The organism is Pelistega indica (genome assembly GCF_000506865.1).
Taxonomy (GTDB): Bacteria; Pseudomonadota; Gammaproteobacteria; order Burkholderiales; family Burkholderiaceae_B; genus Taylorella; species Taylorella indica.
Window position 1 is genome coordinate 10584 of the sequence record NZ_AYSV01000020.1, and the last position, 23317, is coordinate 33900.

Here is a 23317-nt window from a genome sequence, read left to right on the forward strand (position 1 = left end):
GAGGAACATGGTTTTATTAGACTTAGGATGGGCACAAGCAGATGCAAACGCCCTAGCCAATGAGCGAGCATGGCAAGAAAACACGATTAAAGACTCTTATATGGCTAATGTGATGCCACAAGAGCACTTATTCCAAGGCAGTAATTATGCTTACAAAACTGATTTGTTGCCACTACAGTTTCAAGCTGACAAACAAAAGTTAGAGCATCAGATTGAGCTAGCTCCCATTACCCATAAGGCAGACATGACTAATGCCAATTTAAATGTGGAGAAAGCTAACACCAACCTTAATATTTTTAAGGATTATGGGGCAGACATGGCAGTAGACTCTGCCAAAAACGAAGCGACTACTCAACAGTGGAATGACCAGCAGCTATCGTCTATTCGGTCGTTAACAGACATCATTAATAATCTTAGCGACACCTCTAAGAAGATTGATGACCTATCTATTCAGTTGGCAGGGGTTAATTTATCTGACCCTACAAGCACGCAGACATTGGCAACGATTCAGACCAATTTAGCGACGGCACTCAAGGGCACAGGGGTACCTGTTCCTACGTTAGAAGTTCAAAATGGTACGGTAATGGCTCGATTACCAGACGGTCGCGTAGCTCCAGTATCACAATATATTAGCTTAGCGAATACCCACTTGGCACGTGGCATGCAGGAAGCCTTTGGCAAACGTGAACAGGTATATCAAGGTTGGGCGTCAGCATCTGGGCAGTATCCTAGACAGACAGTTAGCAGTGGTCAAGCTCAGAAAGAGACCCAACCGACACCATCTCAAGTAGCGGCAGCGGTTATGGGCAGCACCGGAGCAAGTTCGACGCCAACAGCACCCATTATGCCAGTTGGGGGGCAGGGTACAACCACAAGCGTTCCGCAAAACACGACATCAAATGTACAAGCACCAGTAGCACAACCACGAACAGTACCGACACCAGCCGTGACAGGTAGTCCAACTGTAGATAGCGTTATTGCCAAAACGAAAGAAGAAAATCAACAACTCACGGCAGAAATCACCCAATATCAGGCTGACCTTAATGCCTATGCTGTAGAGACACAGCAAGTATCCGAAGCGTTAGACCTCGCACGTAGTAAAACACAGCAATTAGAAGCAGCGATTAAACAAGTGCCAAATGGCAAAGTTAAACAAGACCTTTATAAGGAGCTTGCCATAGCCAGTAACCAACGGGACCGTCTCTCTAGTGCTCTTATAGCACGAAGTAAGACTTTTGACCAAAAGAGCAAACTAGCCTCACAGCTTATTTTACGTAAAGAGCAAAAAATCAAAGAGAACAACGCCGCTATTGGACAGTTAGCTAAACAGCCTATTGCTGTTGGAGGTCGCTAATGGCAGATATGAATAGTATTATCCAGCAAGCCCTAATTGATGAAGGCATGGCAGGGACGGATAGAGGGTTATTAGCCTATAGTATTTTTGGGCAAGAGTCTGGCTTTGGTAAAAATACCAAGACCAGTAATCACGGTACCGTAGGGGTAGGTCAGATGCTACCTGCCACCTTTAATTCTGTGGCTGATAAAGGGTGGGATATTAATGACCCTTATTATAATGCCAGAGCGGCGGCACGCTATATAAACCAGCTCTATAACGCCGCAGGGGGAGATTTACGCCTAACCGCTATTGGATACTACGGTGGACCAGGTGCCATCAAAGCGGCACAGCAAGGCATCTATTATAAAGACCGTAAAAACCCTAATGCTCCAGACACAGCTCAGTATGCTGACCAAGTATTAAACCGTATGGCTAAATTGGCAGGGGGCAGAGCGTATGTAGCTTCTGTAGACCAGACAGATAAGGTGCCATCGTCTCAAGGCAATAACTTGCCTGATATTGGTGGGTCAGCAGAACCTCAGTTTGGGGCGGTACGCCAACCAGCTGGGCAACGAGCAAGAGCATCTAGCATTGCCGCAGGGCTTACCCAACAGCGCCGCACGAATATACCTCAACATCAAACCTTTGATATTGCTAAAGCGATGCAACCATTGCAAGAGATGGCAAAAGATAGACCAGAGATACAGAACCTATTTAACCAACCCACATTAGCCGCGCCGATTACCTTTGGAGGTCAGCCTGCCCTTGCCATTCCTACTAGTGAGGAAGAGAAAGCCTTATTTGCCCAAGTCAATGGCAAAAACTACTCTGAGCGCCAAAAAGATAACGTTATCCGAGCTTACGCTCAGATTGCTCCTGCCCATCGCCAACTGATGGGCAAAAACTTATTTAACAGCAACAACATCACTGACCTTGACGGGTACTTGAAAGATTTAGTGGAGAATGCGTAATGTTGATCCTAGGTAAAGACGGACGAATGATTGACACCTCTGGCAACCTACTTGATTACGGATTAGGTGGCACACCGCAACCACAGCAACAGCCTGTGACATTACTCCCTGGCCAAACGGCTATACCTGACGTCAGTCAGATGACATATCAGCAGTTAATTAATTCGCAACCATTCGTTGAGGGTCGCTATGACGACCGTAAGGCCCTCTTTGATCAATGGACAACGCAGGTATTAGTGCCATCCGTAATGGCATCAAAAGGTAATGAATCAGAGAAATCGGCAGCGATTAATCAAGTACGTTCTATTTTCAACTCCCAATTCCAACGTCCGACAAGTAGTTTTGTTGGTGACGCATTGAGCAATTTTGGTGAGGGGGTTTCTGAAATATTACCTACCGTAACACAGGGCGTAGCTGACGTTGCCTCATGGGTATTACCTGATAATAATTGGATAACACAAGGTGCACAGTACGCTACGGATAAACTTAATGACTTTCATGATTGGGTTGTTGAGGATACAGGGTCTTCTGCATTACAAGAAACCCGTCGTATAGAAGCACAAAGAATGGCACGTGCGAATGGCGATTTAGAGAAGATAGGAGCCTTTTGGGATAACCTTAAAGAGTCGCCATTTAGAACTGTCGTTAAGCTAGGTGGTAACGCTATCCCATTCATCGTAGGAGGAGCCGCTGCAGGTGGAGTGCGAGGAGCTGCCGCCCTTGGTACTGTGGCAGGTGTAGGAGAGGGCACGCAAGCGGCCATCGACAGCAATAAAGCCTACCTCACTCGATATTACGCCCAACAAGGCATTAAGAAAACACCACAAGAGATTGAAGCCGATGCCATTGCGGCAACCAGAGGTTTCCAAGGTGGTGATGCGTTATCCGCATTAGGTGGTGCTGTCGGTGCCATCCCTGCAGCGAAACTGGGTGGAGCGATTAGTTCTATCACAGGTCGAGGGGTAAACCGAGGGGTAGCTCAAGAAATTGCTCAAAGCGTCACGTCAGATACAGCTAAGTTAGGTGCTCGTGATGTGGCAAAAAGTGCGGCAAAAGAGCTTGGTCAAGGGGCGTTATTAGAGGGTGGTGGTGCAGGTATCACCGCTGTCGGTGGCAACCTTGCCACAGTAAACCCAGAGACTCGTTGGTCAGACGATGTCTTCTTTAATATGGTCTCTGAAGCGGTAGCAGGTGGCGTAATGGGGGCAGGGTCTTTTATCGGCGAAGCCGTAAACGCAGGACGCCATAACAGAGCTGTCGATGCGGCTGTGGCTAGAGATGAAGCCCACATGAGACTGGCACAGTTATCCGTAGAGTATGCTAATGAGCGATACATGTTAGATAACGGACCCTTGCCACGCATTGGCACGCCAGAGTATGCTCAAGCACAACCTATCTTGGCACAATACCAGCGTGACTTTATGACTAGTGCTGACCCACGGCAATTGACCGCTGAGTTACTTGATCGGAAAGCACAACAGCCGAGTGTCGACCAAGTCACACCATCAAACGATATGGCTACTACAGTGCAAGCGCCAGATGCCACCTCACAGGGAATTCAACCAACGGCTACGGCAACGCCAACACAGCCTGAATTTTTTGGGGCAGACGAAGCTCCTGTACCTGCGACAGCAACATCACAGACTACCACTACGGCTCAGCCAGAGGTAGCTACATCACCAACGCAACCAGACCTGTTCGGTCCAACAGGGGCAACATCCTCTGCGACAACGAGTACAGCGACTCGGCCAGACTTGTTTGACCCGACAACAGGCTTACCACCGACGGCAACCACATCGCCAGTGGCTACCCCTACTAGCACAGCGACACAGCCAGACTTGTTTGACCCTACGACAACATCACCAGTGACAACTCCGTCACCACCTCCTCCGATGGCGCCTGCACAACCGACAGCAACCACACCAGTGCCACCGCCTCCACCGCCTCCACCACCTCCACCACCTCCACCACCTGTGCCTACGAGCACGCCAACACCATCAGACATTTTAGGTGGGGTAGAGGAGACGTTGCCAGCGGCACCGAGTGCAGAGGAGTTACGCAAGTTTCTTATCGCAAGGCTTAACCGAGCCAGAGGAGCAAACCGACGAGCTATGATGGACTTTATCATGGCATTTATTGATGGGTTACGTGGGCGTCGTACGGGTACAGCTGAGCAGAGTACGCCTAAGTTAACTACGGCAGATGAGATTGCCGAAGCGTTCGATGAAGCCGCAAATAAAGTAAGTAATGAAACAGCTAATGGAGCAACCAATGGACAATCAGACGATACCACCCGAAGTGGCAGCAGTAGTGTACCTGCTACTGGATCAACCAGTGCCTCAGGAAGTGATGCAGTATCTCAACAAGGAGCAAGCGGCAGCGATAATACAGTACGTGGACAGGGTACTGAAACAGACACGGTTCAGCCCACAAGACCAATCACCACAGAAGATACGACTGCTACAGATGCAGGAGGCGATAATCCGCCAGTATCAGGTAGGGACGAGCGAACCGAACAGCAATCAGGTACTGACACAACTGCCGACACAGGAACGCCACAAGGTGTTGGGGAACGAAGCGATGATACACCGACGCCAGAACCAACTGGAAGCGATGGGCAACAGGGAACAGATAGCCAGAATCAGAATGGCAACTCCGACTTCGACCTAGATGCCATCAATCGTGATATTTATAAACTCCTATCAGGTAAGAGCTCATCACCATCTGCTGGACTAGCCGCATCTTTTAGACTTCTTGTCGAGGATTTAGACCCTGCCAATGCTGACTCGTTATTACGAGGTTCACCAATTGCCGATGCGTGGATAGAGTTGCAGGACAAAATGCAAGCTGGCACCTTAACGGCAGGCGAAGCTAAGGACTTCTTTTCTCGTATCCCTCAAGACTTCTTTAAGTATGACCGTGGGTCATTATTGAACTTTTTAGATGAGTTCACTGCGGCGGTTGATGCTGACCCAACGCTATCTATTTACGACTATGCCCCTAATAAAGGCATCCTAAGTCTTAACCCCATTCAAGGTACCGATAAGAGTGCCCGTATGGCAGAGTTAGACGACGATGGCAATGTCGCTGCAGCATCTGTGTTTGTTCATCCTACCATTATCAAAGAAGCTAGCTCCCTTAGAGTAGCTAAGACGCTAGGGACAAGAGACCCTGCCATAGCTCTGGCCAGTAAACTTGCCGTCAAAGACTTGAAACAGGCAGGCGTAAGTCAGACTGCCATAGATAGCATAATGAGAGCTAAAGGGTTGGAAGAAGAGAAACAACTTCTTAGAGAGCGTCTATTGGACGTAGGGACAACTATTTTATACAACGGTAGAGGTAGCATTACTAATAATCTGATTAAGACGTTGGCTCAAGATATTAACAACTTGATACCACCTCCATCACGAAAACCTAAGGTAGTTAAGAAATTAGGTGAGGGAGAAATGTCTACAGCTCCGCAAGCGAGTATATCTGAGGATCCTAACTCTGAGTTTGCTAGGGCAGTTGATGAGATTGCAGGAGGTCATTCGCTTAGCCAATCTGGTGCCCCATCTATAAAAATGGGAACAACCCCTGAGGTGTTAAAGATGCTAGGGATACCTGATACCACCATCACTATTGCAAAAGAAGTTATCCATAAGGTTATTTCTGAATATATGGGATTTCCAAAAGGTAGGCGACCAAATATTCATAACATTGCCCCAAGTGATTTAAAACAGTTGCCAAAACATTTAAATAATCCTGTTGCGGTGTTTAGATCTTCTTCTCGCCAAAATGCTTTTGTAGTTCTGACGGAATTACTAGAAACAAAAAATCAAACTGGCAATCAAGAGCCTGTTATTGCGGCTTTACATATTAAACCATCAAAAGATGGTATTGACGTGTTGGATATTACAAGCGTATATGGGCGTGGCGACAATCAACTTGTCAGAGCTTTCAATGAGGATTTGTTGTATTTGAATAAAGCGAAAGCTCAACAATTTCCGAAAACCCAGAGCCTTCAATTAGGGTGGGATTTCACATCGGATGTTGAGCTCTCTAGACATCATATTAAAACAGAATCAGATTTATTGCAATACCAATGGCAAAAAACATACATTCCAACAGTTATCACCTCTACACAGGAGTTCAGACAAGCTTTACCTATCCATCTACAACCATCCTTTGACGCTCGCTTAGCTCGTGGGGCTAAAGGTGAAACAGGTGGCATTGTCATGGTAGCCACCAGTGCCGACTTACCTGTTGGGCAATCTATTGCCAACGTGGATAAGGCTCAAGCCATCTTTGACCCAACCTCTGGACTTACCTATTTTGTTAAAGGTACTTTAGATGTCAATAGTGTGCATAGTGTATATCTGCATGAAGCATGGCATGGCAACGCTGACCATGCTATAGAAGCTAAAATACAAGAAGCGATTAATAATAGACGCACCACTACTGGAGCTGAACGAGAGCTGTTAGATAAAGTAGCGGATCGGCAAGCTAATGCCAACTACACTGGCGATGCCACAGAGTCAGTTAGTTACCTTGTAGAAGAAGCCGTTAAGATGGGACACCAAGCAGGCTTTTCTGCTATTGATGGGGCGTTTATGCGTTGGGTGGATTCGACTTTCCCAAGCGTAGCCGAGAGTATTTATAGAACAGTTGCTAAATTACGAAACTTCTTACGTAAATATGGCTTAGTTAATACCATAACTGTAGATGACCTCATTCAGATGTCAGAAGCTAGTGCAAACAAACTGGCACAGGGTATAACAAATAACACTGGTGATAAGCCATTAGCCTCTATCGCTACTCAAACTAAAGCCATCGTGGATAAAATCCAGAAGAGTAATGCCCCACCTAGTCCGATGGCATCGCAAGATGATTTACTAGCGTTTGCTAGAAGTGGTAAGGCTAGAGATGTCGTAGTGCCAAATTATCGCCAACGAGCTACCACATTAAAAGATAAGATTGTTCGCAACTTCGTCGATGCTAACACAGCATTACGCCAGCAGTTCTTGCCCCTATATGAGTTGTTGGAAAAGGGTATTGCACTGCGTGGCACGGTGATGTCAAAAGAGCTTGAACCTGTGATGAAAAAATACTGGCAAGACCTTGGTCATGCCGCTGATGCCATCAAGGCGAGAGCTAAAGTAGGTAAAGAGGTAGATGCCTCTTATAAAGACCTCAATGCAGAGACCTTATCCAATACAGTAGGGCATTATGCCACAGCTAAGTATGTAGCAGGGGATGCCAACAATAAAGGGGCTAACCATGCCAAGGCTGAGTACTTCCGTCATCAGCAAGCGCTATCCGAAGCGGCTATTAATGAGATATTAACAAAACACCCAGAGTTAGCCGTATTTAATGTTGATAACATTAGCCAATTGACTGAGGAGCAACGTAAGGCGTTCAATGATGCCGTACAGGTTAACGATACGGCAGGGTGGGATATTGCTAGAGCTAGAAATCAACTTCGAGAGGCTATTCGTAAAGACCCTGAGCGTACCAAGGCTAAAGAAGAGTTATTGGATCAAGTGGAAGATTACGAGTGGTTGCGTTTGTATGAGCAGTACGACAATCAGATACTCACTAAAGATGAGTTAGAAGCCTCTGGCTACCGTCCTATCGGTGGTATGACTAGTGCCATGGCAGAGCAAGTAGTTAATGATTTAGAACATCGTCATGGCATTGGGCAAGAGCTTAAATCCTTACACAACTCCTTATTAGCTATCCAACACAAAACGACGGAACTGGGGGATAGATATGGCGTGTACTCAGACGAGGATAGAGCCAACCGAGATGGGTCGGCATTATATGTACCGACCACTGGACGCAATGATGTCATCAATCAGTTGCAAGAAGCTAAGGCAATGGACGACTGGGAGGTACAAGATGCCATTTTACAAGACCTCTTTAACACGATGGGCTATGGCACAGGGATTAATAACCGTAATTTACATCGCTCCAGAGAGGGGCGTGCCTCACTAGCTGACCCAGCCGATAAAGCTATCATGGACCGCATGTATGCGATGGCTAACGCACTATCAACAGTTAGATTTAAAGATGAGACCGTCAAGACAGCATTAGCAGGGATGGATCAAGACCTATATGAAAAAGCCAAGGCGGGTACATTGACAAGAGCAGAGCTAGATGTATTCTTACGTCGCACTAGAAGCCAAAGCTCAACAGGCGTGCATATTGCGCATGACCGCAATAACAATGCCAACACAACCGATATTCGTCATATGTTTGAGGTTAAAGATGAGACTGGGGCAACGACACTATACCCACTCCGTATCGTGTTCACCGATGCGTCTATTGGCAAGACATTGCGTAATGCCACCATTGAGTCACCTAATAGCATTATTAAAACCCTTTCAGGACTTGCTCGAATATCGCAACGCATGATTACCCTAGACCCAATATTCCCCATCAAGTCAATGATTCGTGACGTACCAGAGCGTTGGTTAACGTTAGCCTCTCGTGACTTTAAAGATAAAGACGGTAAGCCAATTACGATTAATGCGTGGGAACAGATTAAAAAGTCAGCCGCTTATATCTTTAAACACTTGGGGCTACGCACAGCAGAACAACGCAACAACAATGCCGTATGGCAGTTTGTGACCCATGGCAAGTTTCTTGACAATGCACAAGGGCAGTTATTACGAGATTTAGCGTTATCCAAAGATGGTAGTGGGTTAACGACGCAGTCGCATATTCTTAGTACAGGGGCAACTAATAGACGCAAGATGATTGAGCGTGAATTTGGTAAGACATGGTTTGGATTGCCACGACGCTATATCGCCAGAGCGAGTGAAGCGATTACTAACTGGAGTGAATACTTTGAGGTGCAGTCTGCTCTAGCGACATATAAAGGGCTTCTTGATTTAGGGATGGCACCAGAAGCCGCTCGGACAGCCCTATTGGATACGATAAACTTTAGCCGTCGTGGTAATTTAACGGCAACGCTTCGTCCACTGTACTTCTTCATTAACCCTGCTATTCAAGGGGCGAGTAATACCCTAGGGGCGTTCAGAAACGACTACGTACGCTACAAGGAGGGTAAAGGCTCTGGGCTACCTGCCACGATGACGCTTCGCACTACTACCATGCTTGTTAAGTACACCTTACTTGGCACATTGCTACAAAGCACATTGGGATTAATTGGGGGAGGGGATGAGGATGATGAGTTTGTGGGGAATTATTACGACCGTAACCCTATTGCCAAACGGATGCGAGAGATTGCCCTACCAGTGCCTGTCGGAGACGACTTCATTACTATCCCTGTGCCATATGGGCTAGGGTCTATTGGTTGGGGAATGGGGCAGTTAATCCGTGAGGTTAGTCGAGGAGAAATGTCAGTTGGCAAGGCGAGCAGAGAGCTTAGCCATCTACTTGGTAAAGAATTAACAGGGTTGCCATTATCTGATGTGAGTATGGTAGATAACCCAGTAGAGTGGCTATTTAGAACCATATCTCCACAACCACTACAGGGTGTGATCGATACAGCGACTGGTCGCAACCGTTGGGGGACGGCGATTAACCGTCCATATCTCGATACGACTAAGTATAAGGCAGAGCAGGGCAAAGCCACGACTGAGAACACCTATAAAGATATTGCGATGTTCCTAAAAGATACCGCAGGCGTTGACTTTACCCCAGAAGAAGTGAAACACCTTATCGCAGGGACTATTGCTGGTCCACTTAGTCGCATCATTAAAGGGATGGAAGAGTCTACACAGAACCCAACCAATGGCATCATTCGCATGACAGGGCTAACGTCATTCTACAACACTGGGGCGACTAAGCCACTCGAGATGGCGTACTACCGCAAGATGGAGACGATTGAGCCGTTATTAAAAGAGCTAAATAGCTTAGCACCACTTGCCTCTGGGGACAGAGAGTCCCTAGATGAGTTATACATCCGAGCAACAAACACCAATGCCTTTACTCCACATGAGGTAATCCAAATGGTTGCAGCGGTGAAAGCCAGACGTGCCTTGCGTGGAGCCGATGCCAACGAACGAGATATGTATATGCGTAATTTTATTCGGGAGATTAGATGATTTATACCATCACACCAAAGACCCAAAAAACATGGTTCGATACCACCACTATCGGGTCGTGTGAACTTCACGACCTAGACTTAACAGGGTGTTATCTACGTATCGATAGGATAGGTGTAGGCAGTAGTGCTATCCAGCTTGAAACCTCTGGTTGCACGCCTTGTGGCATTCAATTGCCACCACGATGTACGCCTAACTCAATGGCATTTGACTGTGGGCATAGCGAAGCGATGAGTATTGAGTATGACATCTTAGATGTGGAGGGAACTAGGTTCTGCGTATTTTGGGATAACTTAATTCACCAGCAACCACCGGGCCGCTATGTAGCCAGAGTGGTCAATAAATCGGGATGTACGGTAGCCGAGTTTACCATTGACATCCCATCAGGTCGTCTAGCGGTGCGAGACGCTGAATCTATTTCATCAGTATGTTAGGAGAATGTATGACAGATGATATTAAACCTGCGAGCCAGTTCGTAGCCATTACAGGGTTCAGAACCCACTTAAATTCAACGCTAGCCCGTTTTGATAAGCAGTTGCCTATTGACATATCACCCACCTTAAAAGAATCGCTTAAAACGGCTAATTTCACGTTCATGACGATTCGCAATCAGGTCGATACGGAAGTGGTGAAAGTCTATTTATTTGATAACAAAGTATTGATTGAAAGAGGGCAAGATGGAACAAAAGCAACCGCTTTCCCAAAAGGGTCTTGCGTCGATGCTGACCCGACTTGGGCAGGCATTAAAGAACTTATTTGTTCGTACGAATGTTGTGAAGATAGAGGAGGGGAATAAGATGGAACACCAATCAGCAGTTGCCATCTCTAAAGAGGGGTTAGACTTGATAAAAAAATGGGAGGGCTTTAGAAGCTCTCCCTATAAAGATGCCGTAGGCATACCTACTATTGGCTACGGCTCTACCTACTATCCTGATGGTAGGAAAGTTAAGCTGACTGACCCAAGTATCTCACAAGCTAAAGCTACAGAGATGTTAAGAGAAACAGTCAAAGCGTTCGAGGACGCTATTAATGTTGCCGTTACGGTGCCACTTCGTCAGAACCAGTTCGATGCCTTATGTAGCCTAGCGTATAACATCGGTGCTAAAGCCTTTAAAGAGTCTACGCTAGTGAAGTTGCTAAATAAAGGCGATGAGTATGGTGCTGCCACACAATTTGTACGTTGGAATAAAGCTGGCGGCAAAGAACTACGTGGTCTCACTTTGCGTCGTCGAGACGAGCGAGACCTCTTCATCCGTTAATCCTGCATAGGCAATACAAGGGGGGTAATCATCCCTCCTGTATTGGTATCATACTCAGATGCTAACGTAATACCTCTGACGGCAGCGGCGACAATATCATCGATAGTCGCATCGACATAATTAATTTCCCCGAATGTTTGCATAGCGGCAAGTGCCACTGGCGCACCAGTGCCTGTAGCGACAATATCCCACCCAAATGGTAGCTCTCTGCCACTAATACATGACCCGTCCGAGTCAAGCAACCATAACCCATCGTATGATGCCACAATGACCTCATACTTATAGTCATTATCAGGGTAGCCTGTTTCTTTGTTAGCGATAGCTTTTCTAATTGAAGCGGCTAAGTGGGCGGCGAATACATCAATTGGTATCTCAGTATTATCACTGCGATTACTTTCGATACTAGCGATAATGCCAGAGGTAATGCCAGTATTACCTGCAATCCCATAAAGCGTCTGCCCAATTCGTAATACTTTCGATTGGTTATTGGTGATGATGCGTTCACCTGCAACGACTCTGCCATCTCCCGCTAATACCACCCCGACATCTGACTTCACTGCAACAATTGTTGTCATTTAAATTTCTCCTATTAGTTTGTAGTTTCTATAGACTCTGCTTGTGTATCGTTAGAGTCGACTATATTCTCAATCGTTTCAGGTTTCATCTGTACTCGTATGCAGGGCACAAAAGCCGTGGTATATGTCATCCCTGCTACGCCATGCCCGAATTTAACTCGTATGTCTCCCATATATTCTGGCTCATCATTAGGAGATGTTTTACTCTTAATTACAGTGATAAATATTCGTTTGTTGATGTCATACTTATCACACCACATGTGAATAGCTTTCTTACTTATCTCTACGATGCCAGTAGAGATGTTTATTCTAATCATGATTGGTTTTGGTGGGATGCGAACAGCTCGACGCACTGTTCTGCTATTGGCATGAACTTCGTTAGTATCCTCCACAATAAGGGTGTTATCGAAAAAATAAGCGATGATATTTTTTGTCTTTGTAAGCATAGGTAGTCCTTATCCTATTCGGTATCTGTAGTTGTTGGTATAGCAATAGTTTCTTCGAGGTCTTCTGGTTTCATCTGAACTCGTAGGCAGGGTATCCTCGCTGTCGTCGAGTCCATACCTGCAACTCCATAGCCGAAAATGACATTTACGTCTCGCACAAACTGTATTTCATCTTCTGGTGACGTGTGCTTCATCACCTCTTTGTAAAAGGCGGCTTTATTAACACCATGTCTGCCACACCAATTGTTGATGGCTTTCTTACTTACCTCAATGATGCCTGTTGATGTGTTTACCCTAGCTAAAATTTCTCTAGTTGGTGTATAGACAGCTCCTTTAATCGTACGACCATTGGCATGGATGTCTGGCATGTCTGCCACGATCAACGTATTCTCACGAATACTGTTGTACATATGAGCAAACCATGTGGTTTTAGATTCTTCAAAATCTTTCAAGCGTTGGCGCTGTTCTTGAATAACCGTTTTGACTTCCTCTACGATGGTCTGTGCAGGAATATTATGTAAGCCTGCTGCTCTAGATAATTCCATCCCTGTTAGGATAGATACCGCCCATGCTCGCCAATAGCGTTCAGGTTGCGTAAACGAAAACTCCTCTACATACTTCTGCACATTGGCATCAAGCACTTGTTGTAAGCGACCTGAGGCAGCATTCTTGACCAAGAAGCGAGCATACTGTACCCCTGCCACACCATAATTAGCTAACATGGTATGAATAGCCCGTTCATGAACTGGACCCGTAGAGACGCCTTGTAGGTTAAACTCAATCACTCGATATAGCTGAGCTGTGGCATCACCGTTCTCTACGACCATCAGCTTATCGCATAACGACTCATTCGCCGTAGCGATAGCTTGAGTATGCCACTCGCCTGCATCACGCTGTCTGATGCTGTCCGTAAGTCTTGATTTCTCACGACCAGAGGTAATATCAAACACATATGACTTCACATCGCCTGTATCCCATAGCGTAGCTTCATCGATATAGAACGGTAGGTTGTGCAGTACACTGGCCGACCTAAAGAGCGAGTTCATCGTTGCCCCTGTGCTAGAGTTTTTATCGCCAGCTCCTTTAGCAAAGTTTGGCGGTGCCATCCATACCGAGTGCATCACCTTGGCAATGGTAGATTTACCGACACCAGACTCACCAACAACGAATGTTAAGGTTGCTTCGGCATCTCTAAAAAAGTGCATCAGTGGGCTACTGAACGCATGTAAGAAAATAAGGGCAGCTCTGGCATCTTTAGGGTCAGCGTACAACGTGTTCGCTGCACTCACCCATGCTTGCAAGTCACCAACTGCACGCACTTCTTTCTCTAAGCCACCAAGTGGCATATTTGGGTAGTCTAAGATTGTCCCATCTGGCATAATGACTTTATCGCCTAGAACAAACTCATAGTTATCGCCCCACCCAAGGCGGTTATATGCTGGTATATTCATCAAAAGTCCTTTATCTCGTGCATCGCTAGTAACGGCACGAATGTACTCACTAAACGATTTACTCCCTGTCTTATCCTCCCACTGCACACCCTTAGCAGCGAAGAAAGCGACAAGTTGCGATGACTCATGGTAAAGCCTGTTAGGCACTTCCACAAGCATGGATGTGTCAGTTTTATCCTCCCCAATCACCCATAAAGAGGTCAAGTCTCTGTTGGCATCGTAACGCTCCTGTAGTGGCGTCAACACATGCTTACATACTTTGACTAGCTTCTCGTCACCATCACGATTTGGCACCTTTTTGAAGATGCCTGACTCACGCACTTCAAAGCTGTTATGCTTCCATCCTTCTAAGCTAATGTAGCGAGTCTCGCTAGGCACCATATTAGGGACATCGAACATTGTCTCTTTGGGTAACTCAATCGGTGGTGGAGGAGGGGTATACTCCACCTTAACGGGGATATCAATGGTTTTAATCCCCAACTGTAATGGGGTAGATATCACTTGCCAATGTTGGCATGACTGACACACGTCTGGGCGCAAGCTATTAAACTCTGAGCACGTAACTGGCATCATCTGTGTACTGTCTATTTTGTCTTGCGTCACGCCTGAGTCATAGCGCTCATCAATCGCAGATAACTGGTGTATAAACTCTTCATAGTTCTCACAGTACTTCATGAGACTAATCATACGGTGCCATGTCGGCTCTGATTGCCTGCCTGCTTCACGTACCTGCTGGCACCCTTTAATGATGGGTTCGGCAAAACGCTTAGCATCTTCGATAATCTCATCTGAGGTCTGAAGCATTTTCAGTAAGACAGGGTCAATATTGGCATCAGGGATAGCAAAACGAGCGTCATACTTACCTAAGTTGCGAGAGAGTTTAAGATACTCCGTATAGGGCTCAGCGGCTTTAGTTAGTATGGCATCTATTGCTTGGGCTGAGGTAATGACACCTTCTGCGACGCATCTCACAGGACGCTTTGTATCCCGTTTGAAGTTAAACGCACCAACAGGGCGCAATACTCTAGTGGCATCGATTGTAGTAGTGCTGTCTACAAGTAACTCCTTTCCGATACATAACGCTCTAAGTTTGTTCGCCATCGGTAGCCATTCTTCAAGCGTAATCGCTTGAGTAAGTGCCCAGTAAACATGCAGTCCATAACCAGACGATACGACATAAGGTAGCGGTAATGCTGTCGCTTCGACAAATTTGTATAATGCCATTACGGCTTCTTTGGCATTCGCATAGGTATCAGGCTTGCCGACGTCGATATCTAGCCTTAATGCTTTTAGCTTATCGACATTCGCCATAGTACGGTGGAAACGGTTAGTGTCATGCTTAGCATCATATTGCTTCTCATGTTTGTATGTAGCCGTCCCGTACCAAACATCTTTCGTATGAGCTATACGAGCACAAGCTTCGGCTAATTTGGCAACTGATCTGAACGACTCGTTATACCATTTACCGTTTGTACTAGAGCGTGTCGCAAGGCAATAGATGCCTTCGCTAGGTAATACAAGGTTAAAAAATTCTAATAATGTCATAAGACGATTACCCCTCTATTGCTAGAGGGGCTCCAAGCGGTGTGTTAATTAAAAATACTTACATAGCTTGGATTAATCGTCGTAGTCGTCTAACCCCATGCTATTGATGGTGTTAAGAGCTGCCGCCATGGCTGATGACCCACCTGTTGTTGGGGCGTCTACACTAGGTGTAGGTGCTACTGGTGCGGCACCTACCGTATCCTCTTTTTTCTTACGAGTACGTTTAGCAGGTGTCGGGGCAACTGGTGGGGTAGGTGGAGCAGGTGGCATTGGAACGCTAGGTGCCGCAGGCGGTGCGACACTCACTTCATCTTCCACTTCAACCTCTACCTCGATTTCTCGTTGTACAGGTTTTACGGCTTCAGGGAAGTGCTGCGTGAACTGCTCAATAACTTGCTCACGAGTCACACCTGGTGTTGTCGCCCATGCTTTCCATTCAGCAGGCACGGAGGGATGGTTCTCCATTAGTGCAGGCTCTTCCACTATTTTTTTCTGCTTCACAATTCGTTTAACTTTTTGTGGGGCAGGAGGTGCCGCAATCTCTGAGGCAGGGATAGCGGGAGGGGCAGGTGGCGTTGGCAATTGCGGAGCTGTAGAAGCCTCAGACGTCGTCTTCGCTGTCTTATCCGTATCGGCATCAAGTACTTCTGCTACTGATGCTTTCATCATATTGACGACGGCATCTGACTTGCGACGCTCCAACACTGTGGCATAGTCTTCGGCACTTAGGTACCCACCAACACCAGTGCCATCATTAGGGGTCACACCGAAGCGAACCACAGGAACACTCTCTGTATCGTCAAAGCTGATACGAGTTACTATCGCACTCGGGCTGATACCATGTGGTAAGCCATTGCGTGGCGTTGTCAAAAAACGAGCATACCCGCCAAATGAGTACAAGTTGTTTTGTGGGTCATCATCTTTAAAGAGTGACATTGCTTTAATGTCCATCGTATAGACCGTACCAGAAACATCGGAGGCAGGCACTACAGCGATACGACGAGTAAAGCCACATGCACGACCACCATTTTGTCCAGACCCCTTGATATTCTTAGGGCATTCAGCACATGAGTTGACAGCTCGAGGAGTGGCATCATGAATTTTAATCGTAGGACGAGTAGCAATAGGTGCATCTGGAGTAACCCCATTACTTGACCAGCAGGCAGGCTTGATTTTTTCATCCGCAGAATATTGCTTATCAAAATAGATACGACCATTGTTTGGTTGGGCATCTACAATTACCACGTCAATAAACGCCGCACGGCTTGTGGTCACCACAGTACCATTCTCAATTAAGTGGAAGCGACCACCTTTTAGACTTATACGGTTGTACTGCCCAGAACTAAAACCATGTGCCATGGTTTGGGCTAATGTATCTTGGGTGTTAGCTAAATAGGTCGGTAAGTTTTGATTAAAGATAGCTAGTGAGCTCATAAATTATCCTTAAAGTAGGTTTAGGTTATTGGTTGTATTTACATGACTACATATCACTTCATAAAACTACACATCACTGCATACAAATATTTAATGAATACATAAAATGCACATAAACACATAATAATAAACATCAATATATTGTGTGATTATCTAGACCGAACAGAAACGGAATATTTTGGAAATACGTTCACCGCAGGAGGGACGTGTCCATCATTAACTTCCATAAAGTGTCTGACCTCGTTTACTGCAACTCGCTTTTGGAAAAAGCTGAACAAATCAAGAGGGTTCTTGCCGTTGGCTTCCCTTTCTTTGGCCTGGTCATATAGCCATGGCAAGAAGATATCCCAGTCGGCAACCGATATGTCCTCTTTAATTGTTTTACTGATGGTGGCAACAGGCGTTCTGAATGAATCAGTACCCGTATCATCCATATAGGCAAGCATAGCAGCTTCAATATCTGCCATGTGTTGAGATGCCACTTTAGCTTTATTCTCTAACTCTCGTTTAGTATCTCTAAACTTTTTGTAGGCTAGAGCAAGCTCTTCTGGTGAGGCATCAGACCAATCTATTTTTTCATATTCCATTGTATGTTCTCCTTATCGTAAGTTGGTAATGAGTGGGAAATGTGTTCATTATATATCATTCTGAAATGACTTCCTTAAAAATATCTAAAACGGCCGTATTTATATCTATTCCTGCCTTGAGTGCCGTGAATAACTTTGACTCGATAGGAGTAGAGTAGAGGTGGACTACCGCAGGAGTTTTGGATTTCTGTAGCTTGCTATTGATACGCTCAATCGCTTGCTGATATACAAACGTGCCGTTAAGTGGTGCTCCCCAAAATACAATGGTGTCAGCTGAGGCTAGCTCTAATCCGAAACTCATCGTCTTAGGGTGAGCAATTAACACATGTGGATCCTTTTGTAATCTAAAGCTATTGAAGATGGCATCTCGCTTATGTCCTGCTGTACGTCCATCAACTACTGCACATGAGTAATGTTTACTAATCTCTCGCTCTAACAGGTCAATGACACCTGTGAACGGAGCAAAGACAAGTACTTTATATTCGGCTTCTTTAATGATGTCGAGTAACACCTCCATGCGTGGGGCAATGTCTAAATACTGCACCTTATCTTCATCTGTCTTTACTGCCCCAGTGGCAATCTGCATAAGCTTACTGGTCGCTACTGCCGCACTTTGTGCCGTGATGTTTGCCATATCACTTCGCATAAATTTACGCACTGAGGTATAAAGACTCTCTTGCTCTTTAGATAATTGCCCCATGCGATCAAACTGCTGTAAGGGTGGCAAGTCCATAATATCGTCTTTCTTAAAACAAATATTAGGTTGCATAACGGCAAAGATACTTTCCAAATAAGAGGTTCTAGTGACCCATTTATGAGTATTGACCTGCACCATAGTTCGATCACGCCATGAGGAGAAACTACAGTCCATATTATGTGGTAGGATGAGCTTAACCATGCCATATACACCCTCTGGACCACCGGGTGTTCCTGTTAATCCCCACACGTACTTAGCTGTTTTTGTGACTCGGTTAGCACACTTCCACCGCTCTGATTGTGGATTGGCAAAGTCAGTAACTTCATCGAATACCACCACATTAATGCGACCTTGCTCAACGGCTTTTTGTAGCTCAGCACTAATCACCTTAATGCCATCTGGGTTGATGATAAAGACATCATAATTCTGTGCTAACAGTTTTAACCGTTGTTGCTTAGTGCCATGTAAGACAGCTACCGACATAGATGGCACCAAACCAAAAATCTCCGTCTCCCATACATCACGCAAGCATGATCGAGGAGCAACCACCAGAATAGATTTCGCTATCCCTTGTTGCTTGAGAAAGTCCAATGCCATAATGACAGAGGCTGTCTTGCCTGTACGAGGTTGGTTAAGACAAAACGCTCGCGGGTTCTCACTCAAAAACCTAGCGGTCTCTATTTGATGCTTCATCGGAGCATAAACGCCTTTGATTTTTGGAAACCCATAGTAGTAATTAATCGGACTAAGATTTTTTGTCTTAACCCCTAAGTTAGCCAATACTCGAATAGACTCGATTGTATGTGGCACTCTTATTACCTCTGCCCCTGTATTAGTGAATCCAACCTCATACTCAGGGAATACCGCTTTGATTTTACTAGGGTCTCGTGACTTGATTGTCACGGTTTGTGTTGCAGTATCTACGGCGGCCATATTACTCCTCTATATCCTCTATGCCAGCTAGGGCTATCAGTTTATCGGCATCTCGTCGAAAATCTTTAGTGCGATAAATGTCGACATTCTGTAGCCATTCCTTAAATACATCAATATTAGACCTATCTACCACGGCGACACCGCCACCGGCTTTGAATATCTTATCTAGCTCAATGCGTTGGAGTATAGTTGTTTTATCCTTTGGTGTACCTTTACATTCGATACCGAAAAAGTGACCATGTAGGCAGATAACAAAATCTGGTACACCGCTGCGACCATATCCGTGTGTTGCTGGCATAAACCAATATGCACCGATTTCATTAAAAAACGCTTTAAGGTCACGTTTTACTCTAGCTTCATCTGTCATTTTTGCCATAATTAACTCCTTAATGTATTAATATATAATCTAGCCAGGATCCAAAACTACTTGTAAAAAGTACAAATAGTAAGCAACCTACAACCGTATATCGAAAAATATAATCGGTCTCAAAGTCATCAAGCTTTCGAGGCTTATTACTAAGGCGCATGGCAGTGAGAAAGCTTTCTCGCAGCGTATATACAATAAGCAGTACACATATACATTGAAGTAGGCCAATCATTTGTTCCTCCCATTATGTGGGCAACTAAAAACATCACACCATTGACGGCATAGCCCATTTGGTCGTGGCATAAACGTACCTGCTTCTAGCTCGGCTTCATTATTTCTAATATCTCGCATAAGCGTCACAGGCTCGAATGTGTCACGTCTAGCTTTCATTGGCATGACTTGGTTAATGTGGGGGTAGAAGAGGGAGGCATTAATCTTCGTAACCTCAGGAAACGTTGCAAAGGCACACTTAATAAGTATGGTCAGTTGTGTTTCATCAGGCTTATATTTACCTGTCTTTAAGTCGCCGATAAAAGCTGTCCCTTTCTCTTTATTAACGATCATCACATCCACGATGCCACCTAAGTAGCGATTGTACCAGTCTGTCGGGTTATTGTGACTATCAACAGCTAGCTTGGTCTCTGAGTAAAGCTCCCCATCGGTGGCTTTAAACCGTTCCACCCAAGGCAATAAGAATGCCATCGTCGGTGGCAATGGGGTGTTGTCTTTAAGATTTAACTCCATTGCCTTATGCACCTCATTACCCCAGATGGTAGCTGGGGTTTCCTTAAACTCAACTTCCTTAGTGATGTACTTAGCTTCGAATTGCTTCGGGCAAGTTTTCATCGTGTTAAGACTCGTTGGTGTTATAGGAATAAACTTACTCATTATCGTCCTCGTCAGTACTATCCTCTACTGGACGCCCCATGGCTTTCCGAATAGTATGGTGAGTAAGGATAGCCGCTTTCACGTTATGGATGGCATTCTGGCGTACATTGTCGGGGACATGAAATGGCAAGGTATTCATCTCGTTATGCAAGATTTCCTCTATCTCTTCATCGGTCAGTTTAGTATGTGCCATTGCTTGTACCCTGTCATTGGCTTTTAGCTTCAACGCTGTGGCTGTTTCGATCATTAAATACCCCATACTGGCTAAGTACTCTGGGTCTTGTTGCGCATGTGCTAGAAAAGCTTGGAATTGTTCTATAAATGATTTCCCTGTCATGTAGCACTCCTAGTTAGCATACTGTTTGATTAGAGCCAATGTCTCTTCTAAGTCTAGCTTAGTAAAATAGTGGGCCATTGATACAGTAGCGATAGCCGTTAGTTGCTCGTCAAAAAGCTCGCCTTCTTCGACACCGATAATGGTATCTACATCAACGTAGGCTCTAACTAACCCATCATTGTGTGGGGCAATGGCGAAGCATGGCATAAAGGAGCCTGTATCTACAGGTATGTCCTCCTTATCCTTAGGGGTATCGTCAGAGGTATCGTCAGGTTCCCCTACTAGGGAGGATAAGCGGTCATCAAGGGTTTTGACGACTGGCATAATTGCATCTACTTCAGACACCGCTTCAGCTGCACTTGCCACCATTGCCTCTTTTTCAGATTCCTCAATATCTTCATTAGCCAATGCTTCCATCATATGGGAATGTATCTTAACAGTCGACCATCCCTCCTTATACGCTTCAAGTGCGATAGGGTATATGATATCGTATAGAATTTGTTGGCATTTTGCGTTGTATTCTGGTGTATCTTTCATAATAAAAACTCCTTAGTTAAGTTGTTGGGTTTGTGGTTCAGTAAATGTTACGGCAATGGGGTCATACCCATCATCTTCTAAAAGCTCGTTAACAGCTTGCATAATACGGTCGATGCTATAGCTAGTGGTCTCGATACCTCCTAAAAAAACATCTTTGACGAAAAGATCATTACCATAATCATCTGAAAATTTAAGGCGTAGCTTTTCAACCATATCTCCGTTATCAACTGTTTCGGTAACAGTGATAGATATTTTTGATACTTTCATAATTACGTGTCCTATGCGTCAGCGTCTGTAAAATATGCTATTGAGTGACCAGTTATACTAGACGTGATGACTTCTTTAAATACTAAATTTTTAAATCCAAACTTAGCCAATTCTCGTTTAGCTTTATCAAGTGGTACCATTGATTGTTTATAACGGTTCGCTACACTATATAAGTTTTTGCCATAGCTAGTGGTATCTTTGACAAGGTCTATACCTACGCTATATTTATCATTCTGGTACATTTCTACTGGACCAGCGTTACCTCTATATTCATATCCTTTAGGGATGGTTATGTTTTGCATTCGCCACCTCTTGGTAACAGTATGGTAATAGACTCGTATGGTGTTGTCTCACATAAGAACATTCTTAGATTTTGATGCACCTGCTTAATTTCGCAAAAATATACGRATATACGGCATTTTTTATCCCCATATCGTCTAAAGCTTGTCTTGCTTCTTCTACTGTTATTGGCGTAAAAGATTTCGGGTTATATACCATAATAATAGAGTGGTTTCCTCTAGTTACCCATGTTGCACAATACGCTTCCCTATATACATAGACAGTATTCCATTCAAAATCTATTTCTACCCGCTCATAGGGTCTGTTTTGTAAGTCAGTTATATCGGTCATTCTTTATCCTTTATTTTGGTAACGTTATTGCTAAACTAAAAAATAGAAATGCTGTATAAAACACAGTGGTAAGCAACATCGGTATTCCTTTATCAACTATATCATCTGAATCTTTAATATAGTTGATGATGACAAAAATACTATAAATGTGATTCCTACTGTAAATATGGAAAAGTGTACTATTGAAGCTGTATATCTAATAAGTACGTCTAGGCTCATCATTTTTCATCCTCCAACGATGTCTTACCTTGTGATATAGCGACCAAAACTTCAGCATGCTTACGAGCATTTTCTTCAGATAAGTGCAATAAACCAGACTCAGCAATAGTCACATCTAATGTATTCCATCCCCAGAAATCAAACTCAACTAGAAAATCTCTATTTAATGCTGGATAGTAATATTTTGCCCCAGCTTCTGGATATTTCCCTTCTGGTTTAGGAAACTCAAAGTTTCCGATTTTAATCGTTTCAATTTTTCTACGGTATGCTGTCTTGTAAACCCAAAAAGGGGCACATGTTAGGGTACGCCACGTATTAGTAATATCATCTAAAACTTCCCACCTTTCCCAAGGCTTATCAGTTTCCATTGCATCTTGTGCATACTGCATCATTAATTCTGCATGTTTATGTTTACTCATTTTCTAACTCCTTAATTTTGTTGATTCGTTTGCCTAGCCATGCCACTACTGGCACTGCCCATGAGTTGCCAAGGGCTTTATATCTCGGTCCGTCAGGACATTGGTCGGCAGGCTTGCCACGATAGGGCACTTTCGTATAACCATCTGGAAAGCCTTGTAAGCGTTCACATTCTGTTGGGGTCAAGCGTCTAACCGTGGTAGTTGCGTGTTGGTACTGACGTATTGCTCCACCACTAGACATCTGATCTGAGTCCATCCCTCTAGCACCAAAGCCTGTCGTCAGTGTAGGGTGTACGTCTATTAGTGGCATTGAGTATGTCACCCCGATACCATTGCCACCTTGCTCTGGTGAGCGTCCTATCTGA

Annotated in this window: 21 protein-coding genes; 6 read left to right on the forward strand and 15 right to left on the reverse strand. The window is 44.9% G+C overall.

Going from position 1 to position 23317, the window contains the following annotated elements; translation table 11 throughout:
• Nucleotides 1–7 precede the first annotated feature (7 nt).
• Genes V757_RS17430 through V757_RS17455 form a run of 6 tightly spaced genes read left to right on the forward strand, consistent with a single transcriptional unit; the run spans nucleotide 8 to nucleotide 11620 of the window.
• Nucleotides 8–1354 (forward strand): hypothetical protein, encoded by a 1347-nt coding sequence (locus V757_RS17430; protein ID WP_023949445.1) that lies wholly within the window; start codon nucleotides 8–10, stop codon nucleotides 1352–1354.
• Complete coding sequence (locus V757_RS17435; RefSeq protein WP_023949447.1) at nucleotides 1354–2307, forward strand: lytic transglycosylase domain-containing protein; 954 nt, start codon at nucleotides 1354–1356, stop codon at nucleotides 2305–2307. Before V757_RS17430 ends, V757_RS17435 begins: the two co-directional genes overlap by 1 nt.
• Nucleotides 2307–10361, forward strand: coding sequence for a MuF-C-terminal domain-containing protein (locus tag V757_RS17440; RefSeq protein ID WP_023949449.1), 8055 nt, complete (start codon nucleotides 2307–2309; stop codon nucleotides 10359–10361). Before V757_RS17435 ends, V757_RS17440 begins: the two co-directional genes overlap by 1 nt.
• Nucleotides 10358–10795, forward strand: coding sequence for a hypothetical protein (locus V757_RS17445; protein WP_023949451.1), 438 nt, complete (start codon nucleotides 10358–10360; stop codon nucleotides 10793–10795). Before V757_RS17440 ends, V757_RS17445 begins: the two co-directional genes overlap by 4 nt.
• Nucleotides 10796–10803: 8 nt before the next feature.
• Nucleotides 10804–11157 carry a hypothetical protein gene (locus V757_RS28305; RefSeq protein WP_023949453.1) on the forward strand — a complete coding sequence of 118 codons (354 nt, stop codon included), beginning with the start codon at nucleotides 10804–10806 and terminating at the stop codon, nucleotides 11155–11157.
• A gap of 1 nt (nucleotide 11158) precedes the next feature.
• A complete protein-coding gene (locus V757_RS17455; RefSeq protein WP_023949455.1) occupies nucleotides 11159–11620 on the forward strand; it encodes a lysozyme in 462 nt (153 codons plus the stop codon).
• On the opposite strand, the gene V757_RS17460 is transcribed toward V757_RS17455, so the two are convergent.
• The 15 genes from V757_RS17460 to V757_RS27365 form a co-directional block, all read right to left on the reverse strand.
• A complete protein-coding gene (locus V757_RS17460; protein ID WP_023949457.1) occupies nucleotides 11617–12195 on the reverse strand; it encodes an Ntn hydrolase family protein in 579 nt (192 codons plus the stop codon). The two genes, V757_RS17455 and V757_RS17460, sit on opposite strands and share 4 nt — an antisense overlap.
• A 14-nt stretch (nucleotides 12196–12209) precedes the next feature.
• Nucleotides 12210–12641, reverse strand: a complete 432-nt coding sequence (locus tag V757_RS17465; RefSeq protein WP_023949459.1) for a hypothetical protein — start codon at nucleotides 12639–12641, stop codon at nucleotides 12210–12212.
• Between the two features lie 14 nt (nucleotides 12642–12655).
• Entirely contained in the window at nucleotides 12656–15637 is a 2982-nt protein-coding gene (locus tag V757_RS17470; protein WP_023949461.1) for a DUF927 domain-containing protein, read from the reverse strand.
• 72 nt (nucleotides 15638–15709) lie between these two features.
• Nucleotides 15710–17071, reverse strand: coding sequence for a hypothetical protein (locus V757_RS17475; protein ID WP_023949463.1), 1362 nt, complete (start codon nucleotides 17069–17071; stop codon nucleotides 15710–15712).
• 149 nt (nucleotides 17072–17220) lie between these two features.
• Nucleotides 17221–17658 carry a gp33 family protein gene (locus V757_RS17480; protein WP_023949465.1) on the reverse strand — a complete coding sequence of 146 codons (438 nt, stop codon included), beginning with the start codon at nucleotides 17656–17658 and terminating at the stop codon, nucleotides 17221–17223.
• A 55-nt stretch (nucleotides 17659–17713) separates the two neighbouring features.
• Nucleotides 17714–19288, reverse strand: coding sequence for an SNF2-related protein (locus V757_RS17485; RefSeq protein ID WP_023949467.1), 1575 nt, complete (start codon nucleotides 19286–19288; stop codon nucleotides 17714–17716).
• Nucleotide 19289: 1 nt separating this feature from the next.
• On the reverse strand, nucleotides 19290–19664 hold the full coding sequence (locus V757_RS17490) for a VRR-NUC domain-containing protein (protein WP_023949469.1): 375 nt from the start codon (nucleotides 19662–19664) through the stop codon (nucleotides 19290–19292).
• Between the two features lie 219 nt (nucleotides 19665–19883).
• Nucleotides 19884–20543 (reverse strand): PD-(D/E)XK nuclease family protein, encoded by a 660-nt coding sequence (locus tag V757_RS17500; protein ID WP_023949473.1) that lies wholly within the window; start codon nucleotides 20541–20543, stop codon nucleotides 19884–19886.
• A complete protein-coding gene (locus V757_RS17505) occupies nucleotides 20536–20880 on the reverse strand; it encodes a hypothetical protein (protein WP_023949474.1) in 345 nt (114 codons plus the stop codon). The genes V757_RS17500 and V757_RS17505 overlap by 8 nt, the downstream gene beginning before the upstream one ends.
• A gap of 9 nt (nucleotides 20881–20889) precedes the next feature.
• Entirely contained in the window at nucleotides 20890–21417 is a 528-nt protein-coding gene (locus V757_RS17510; RefSeq protein ID WP_023949476.1) for a hypothetical protein, read from the reverse strand.
• Nucleotides 21418–21429: 12 nt separating this feature from the next.
• On the reverse strand, nucleotides 21430–21684 hold the full coding sequence (locus V757_RS17515) for a hypothetical protein (protein ID WP_023949478.1): 255 nt from the start codon (nucleotides 21682–21684) through the stop codon (nucleotides 21430–21432).
• 11 nt (nucleotides 21685–21695) lie between these two features.
• Complete coding sequence (locus V757_RS17520) at nucleotides 21696–21986, reverse strand: hypothetical protein (protein WP_023949479.1); 291 nt, start codon at nucleotides 21984–21986, stop codon at nucleotides 21696–21698.
• Nucleotides 21987–22050: 64 nt separating this feature from the next.
• A complete protein-coding gene (locus tag V757_RS17525) occupies nucleotides 22051–22314 on the reverse strand; it encodes a hypothetical protein (protein WP_023949480.1) in 264 nt (87 codons plus the stop codon).
• Between the two features lie 218 nt (nucleotides 22315–22532).
• Nucleotides 22533–22952, reverse strand: a complete 420-nt coding sequence (locus V757_RS17530; RefSeq protein WP_023949481.1) for a hypothetical protein — start codon at nucleotides 22950–22952, stop codon at nucleotides 22533–22535.
• Nucleotides 22945–23317, reverse strand: a 373-nt coding sequence (locus V757_RS27365; protein WP_218184474.1) for a DNA cytosine methyltransferase, incomplete at its 5' end; no start/stop codon positions are given. The genes V757_RS17530 and V757_RS27365, both read right to left, overlap by 8 nt.

What these genes read in the sequence shown, in the direction of transcription:
- V757_RS17430 (WP_023949445.1), top strand. Translation starts at nt 8, where the DNA reads ATGGTTTTATTAGACTTAGGATGGGCACAAGCAGATGCAAACGCCCTA.
- V757_RS17435 (WP_023949447.1), top strand. Translation starts at nt 1,354, where the DNA reads ATGGCAGATATGAATAGTATTATCCAGCAAGCCCTAATTGATGAAGGC.
- V757_RS17440 (WP_023949449.1), top strand. Translation starts at nt 2,307, where the DNA reads ATGTTGATCCTAGGTAAAGACGGACGAATGATTGACACCTCTGGCAAC.
- V757_RS17445 (WP_023949451.1), top strand. Translation starts at nt 10,358, where the DNA reads ATGATTTATACCATCACACCAAAGACCCAAAAAACATGGTTCGATACC.
- V757_RS28305 (WP_023949453.1), top strand. Translation starts at nt 10,804, where the DNA reads ATGACAGATGATATTAAACCTGCGAGCCAGTTCGTAGCCATTACAGGG.
- V757_RS17455 (WP_023949455.1), top strand. Translation starts at nt 11,159, where the DNA reads ATGGAACACCAATCAGCAGTTGCCATCTCTAAAGAGGGGTTAGACTTG.
- V757_RS17460 (WP_023949457.1), bottom strand. Translation starts at nt 12,195, where the DNA reads ATGACAACAATTGTTGCAGTGAAGTCAGATGTCGGGGTGGTATTAGCG.
- V757_RS17465 (WP_023949459.1), bottom strand. Translation starts at nt 12,641, where the DNA reads ATGCTTACAAAGACAAAAAATATCATCGCTTATTTTTTCGATAACACC.
- V757_RS17470 (WP_023949461.1), bottom strand. Translation starts at nt 15,637, where the DNA reads ATGACATTATTAGAATTTTTTAACCTTGTATTACCTAGCGAAGGCATC.
- V757_RS17475 (WP_023949463.1), bottom strand. Translation starts at nt 17,071, where the DNA reads ATGAGCTCACTAGCTATCTTTAATCAAAACTTACCGACCTATTTAGCT.
- V757_RS17480 (WP_023949465.1), bottom strand. Translation starts at nt 17,658, where the DNA reads ATGGAATATGAAAAAATAGATTGGTCTGATGCCTCACCAGAAGAGCTT.
- V757_RS17485 (WP_023949467.1), bottom strand. Translation starts at nt 19,288, where the DNA reads ATGGCCGCCGTAGATACTGCAACACAAACCGTGACAATCAAGTCACGA.
- V757_RS17490 (WP_023949469.1), bottom strand. Translation starts at nt 19,664, where the DNA reads ATGGCAAAAATGACAGATGAAGCTAGAGTAAAACGTGACCTTAAAGCG.
- V757_RS17500 (WP_023949473.1), bottom strand. Translation starts at nt 20,543, where the DNA reads ATGAGTAAGTTTATTCCTATAACACCAACGAGTCTTAACACGATGAAA.
- V757_RS17505 (WP_023949474.1), bottom strand. Translation starts at nt 20,880, where the DNA reads ATGACAGGGAAATCATTTATAGAACAATTCCAAGCTTTTCTAGCACAT.
- V757_RS17510 (WP_023949476.1), bottom strand. Translation starts at nt 21,417, where the DNA reads ATGAAAGATACACCAGAATACAACGCAAAATGCCAACAAATTCTATAC.
- V757_RS17515 (WP_023949478.1), bottom strand. Translation starts at nt 21,684, where the DNA reads ATGAAAGTATCAAAAATATCTATCACTGTTACCGAAACAGTTGATAAC.
- V757_RS17520 (WP_023949479.1), bottom strand. Translation starts at nt 21,986, where the DNA reads ATGCAAAACATAACCATCCCTAAAGGATATGAATATAGAGGTAACGCT.
- V757_RS17530 (WP_023949481.1), bottom strand. Translation starts at nt 22,952, where the DNA reads ATGAGTAAACATAAACATGCAGAATTAATGATGCAGTATGCACAAGAT.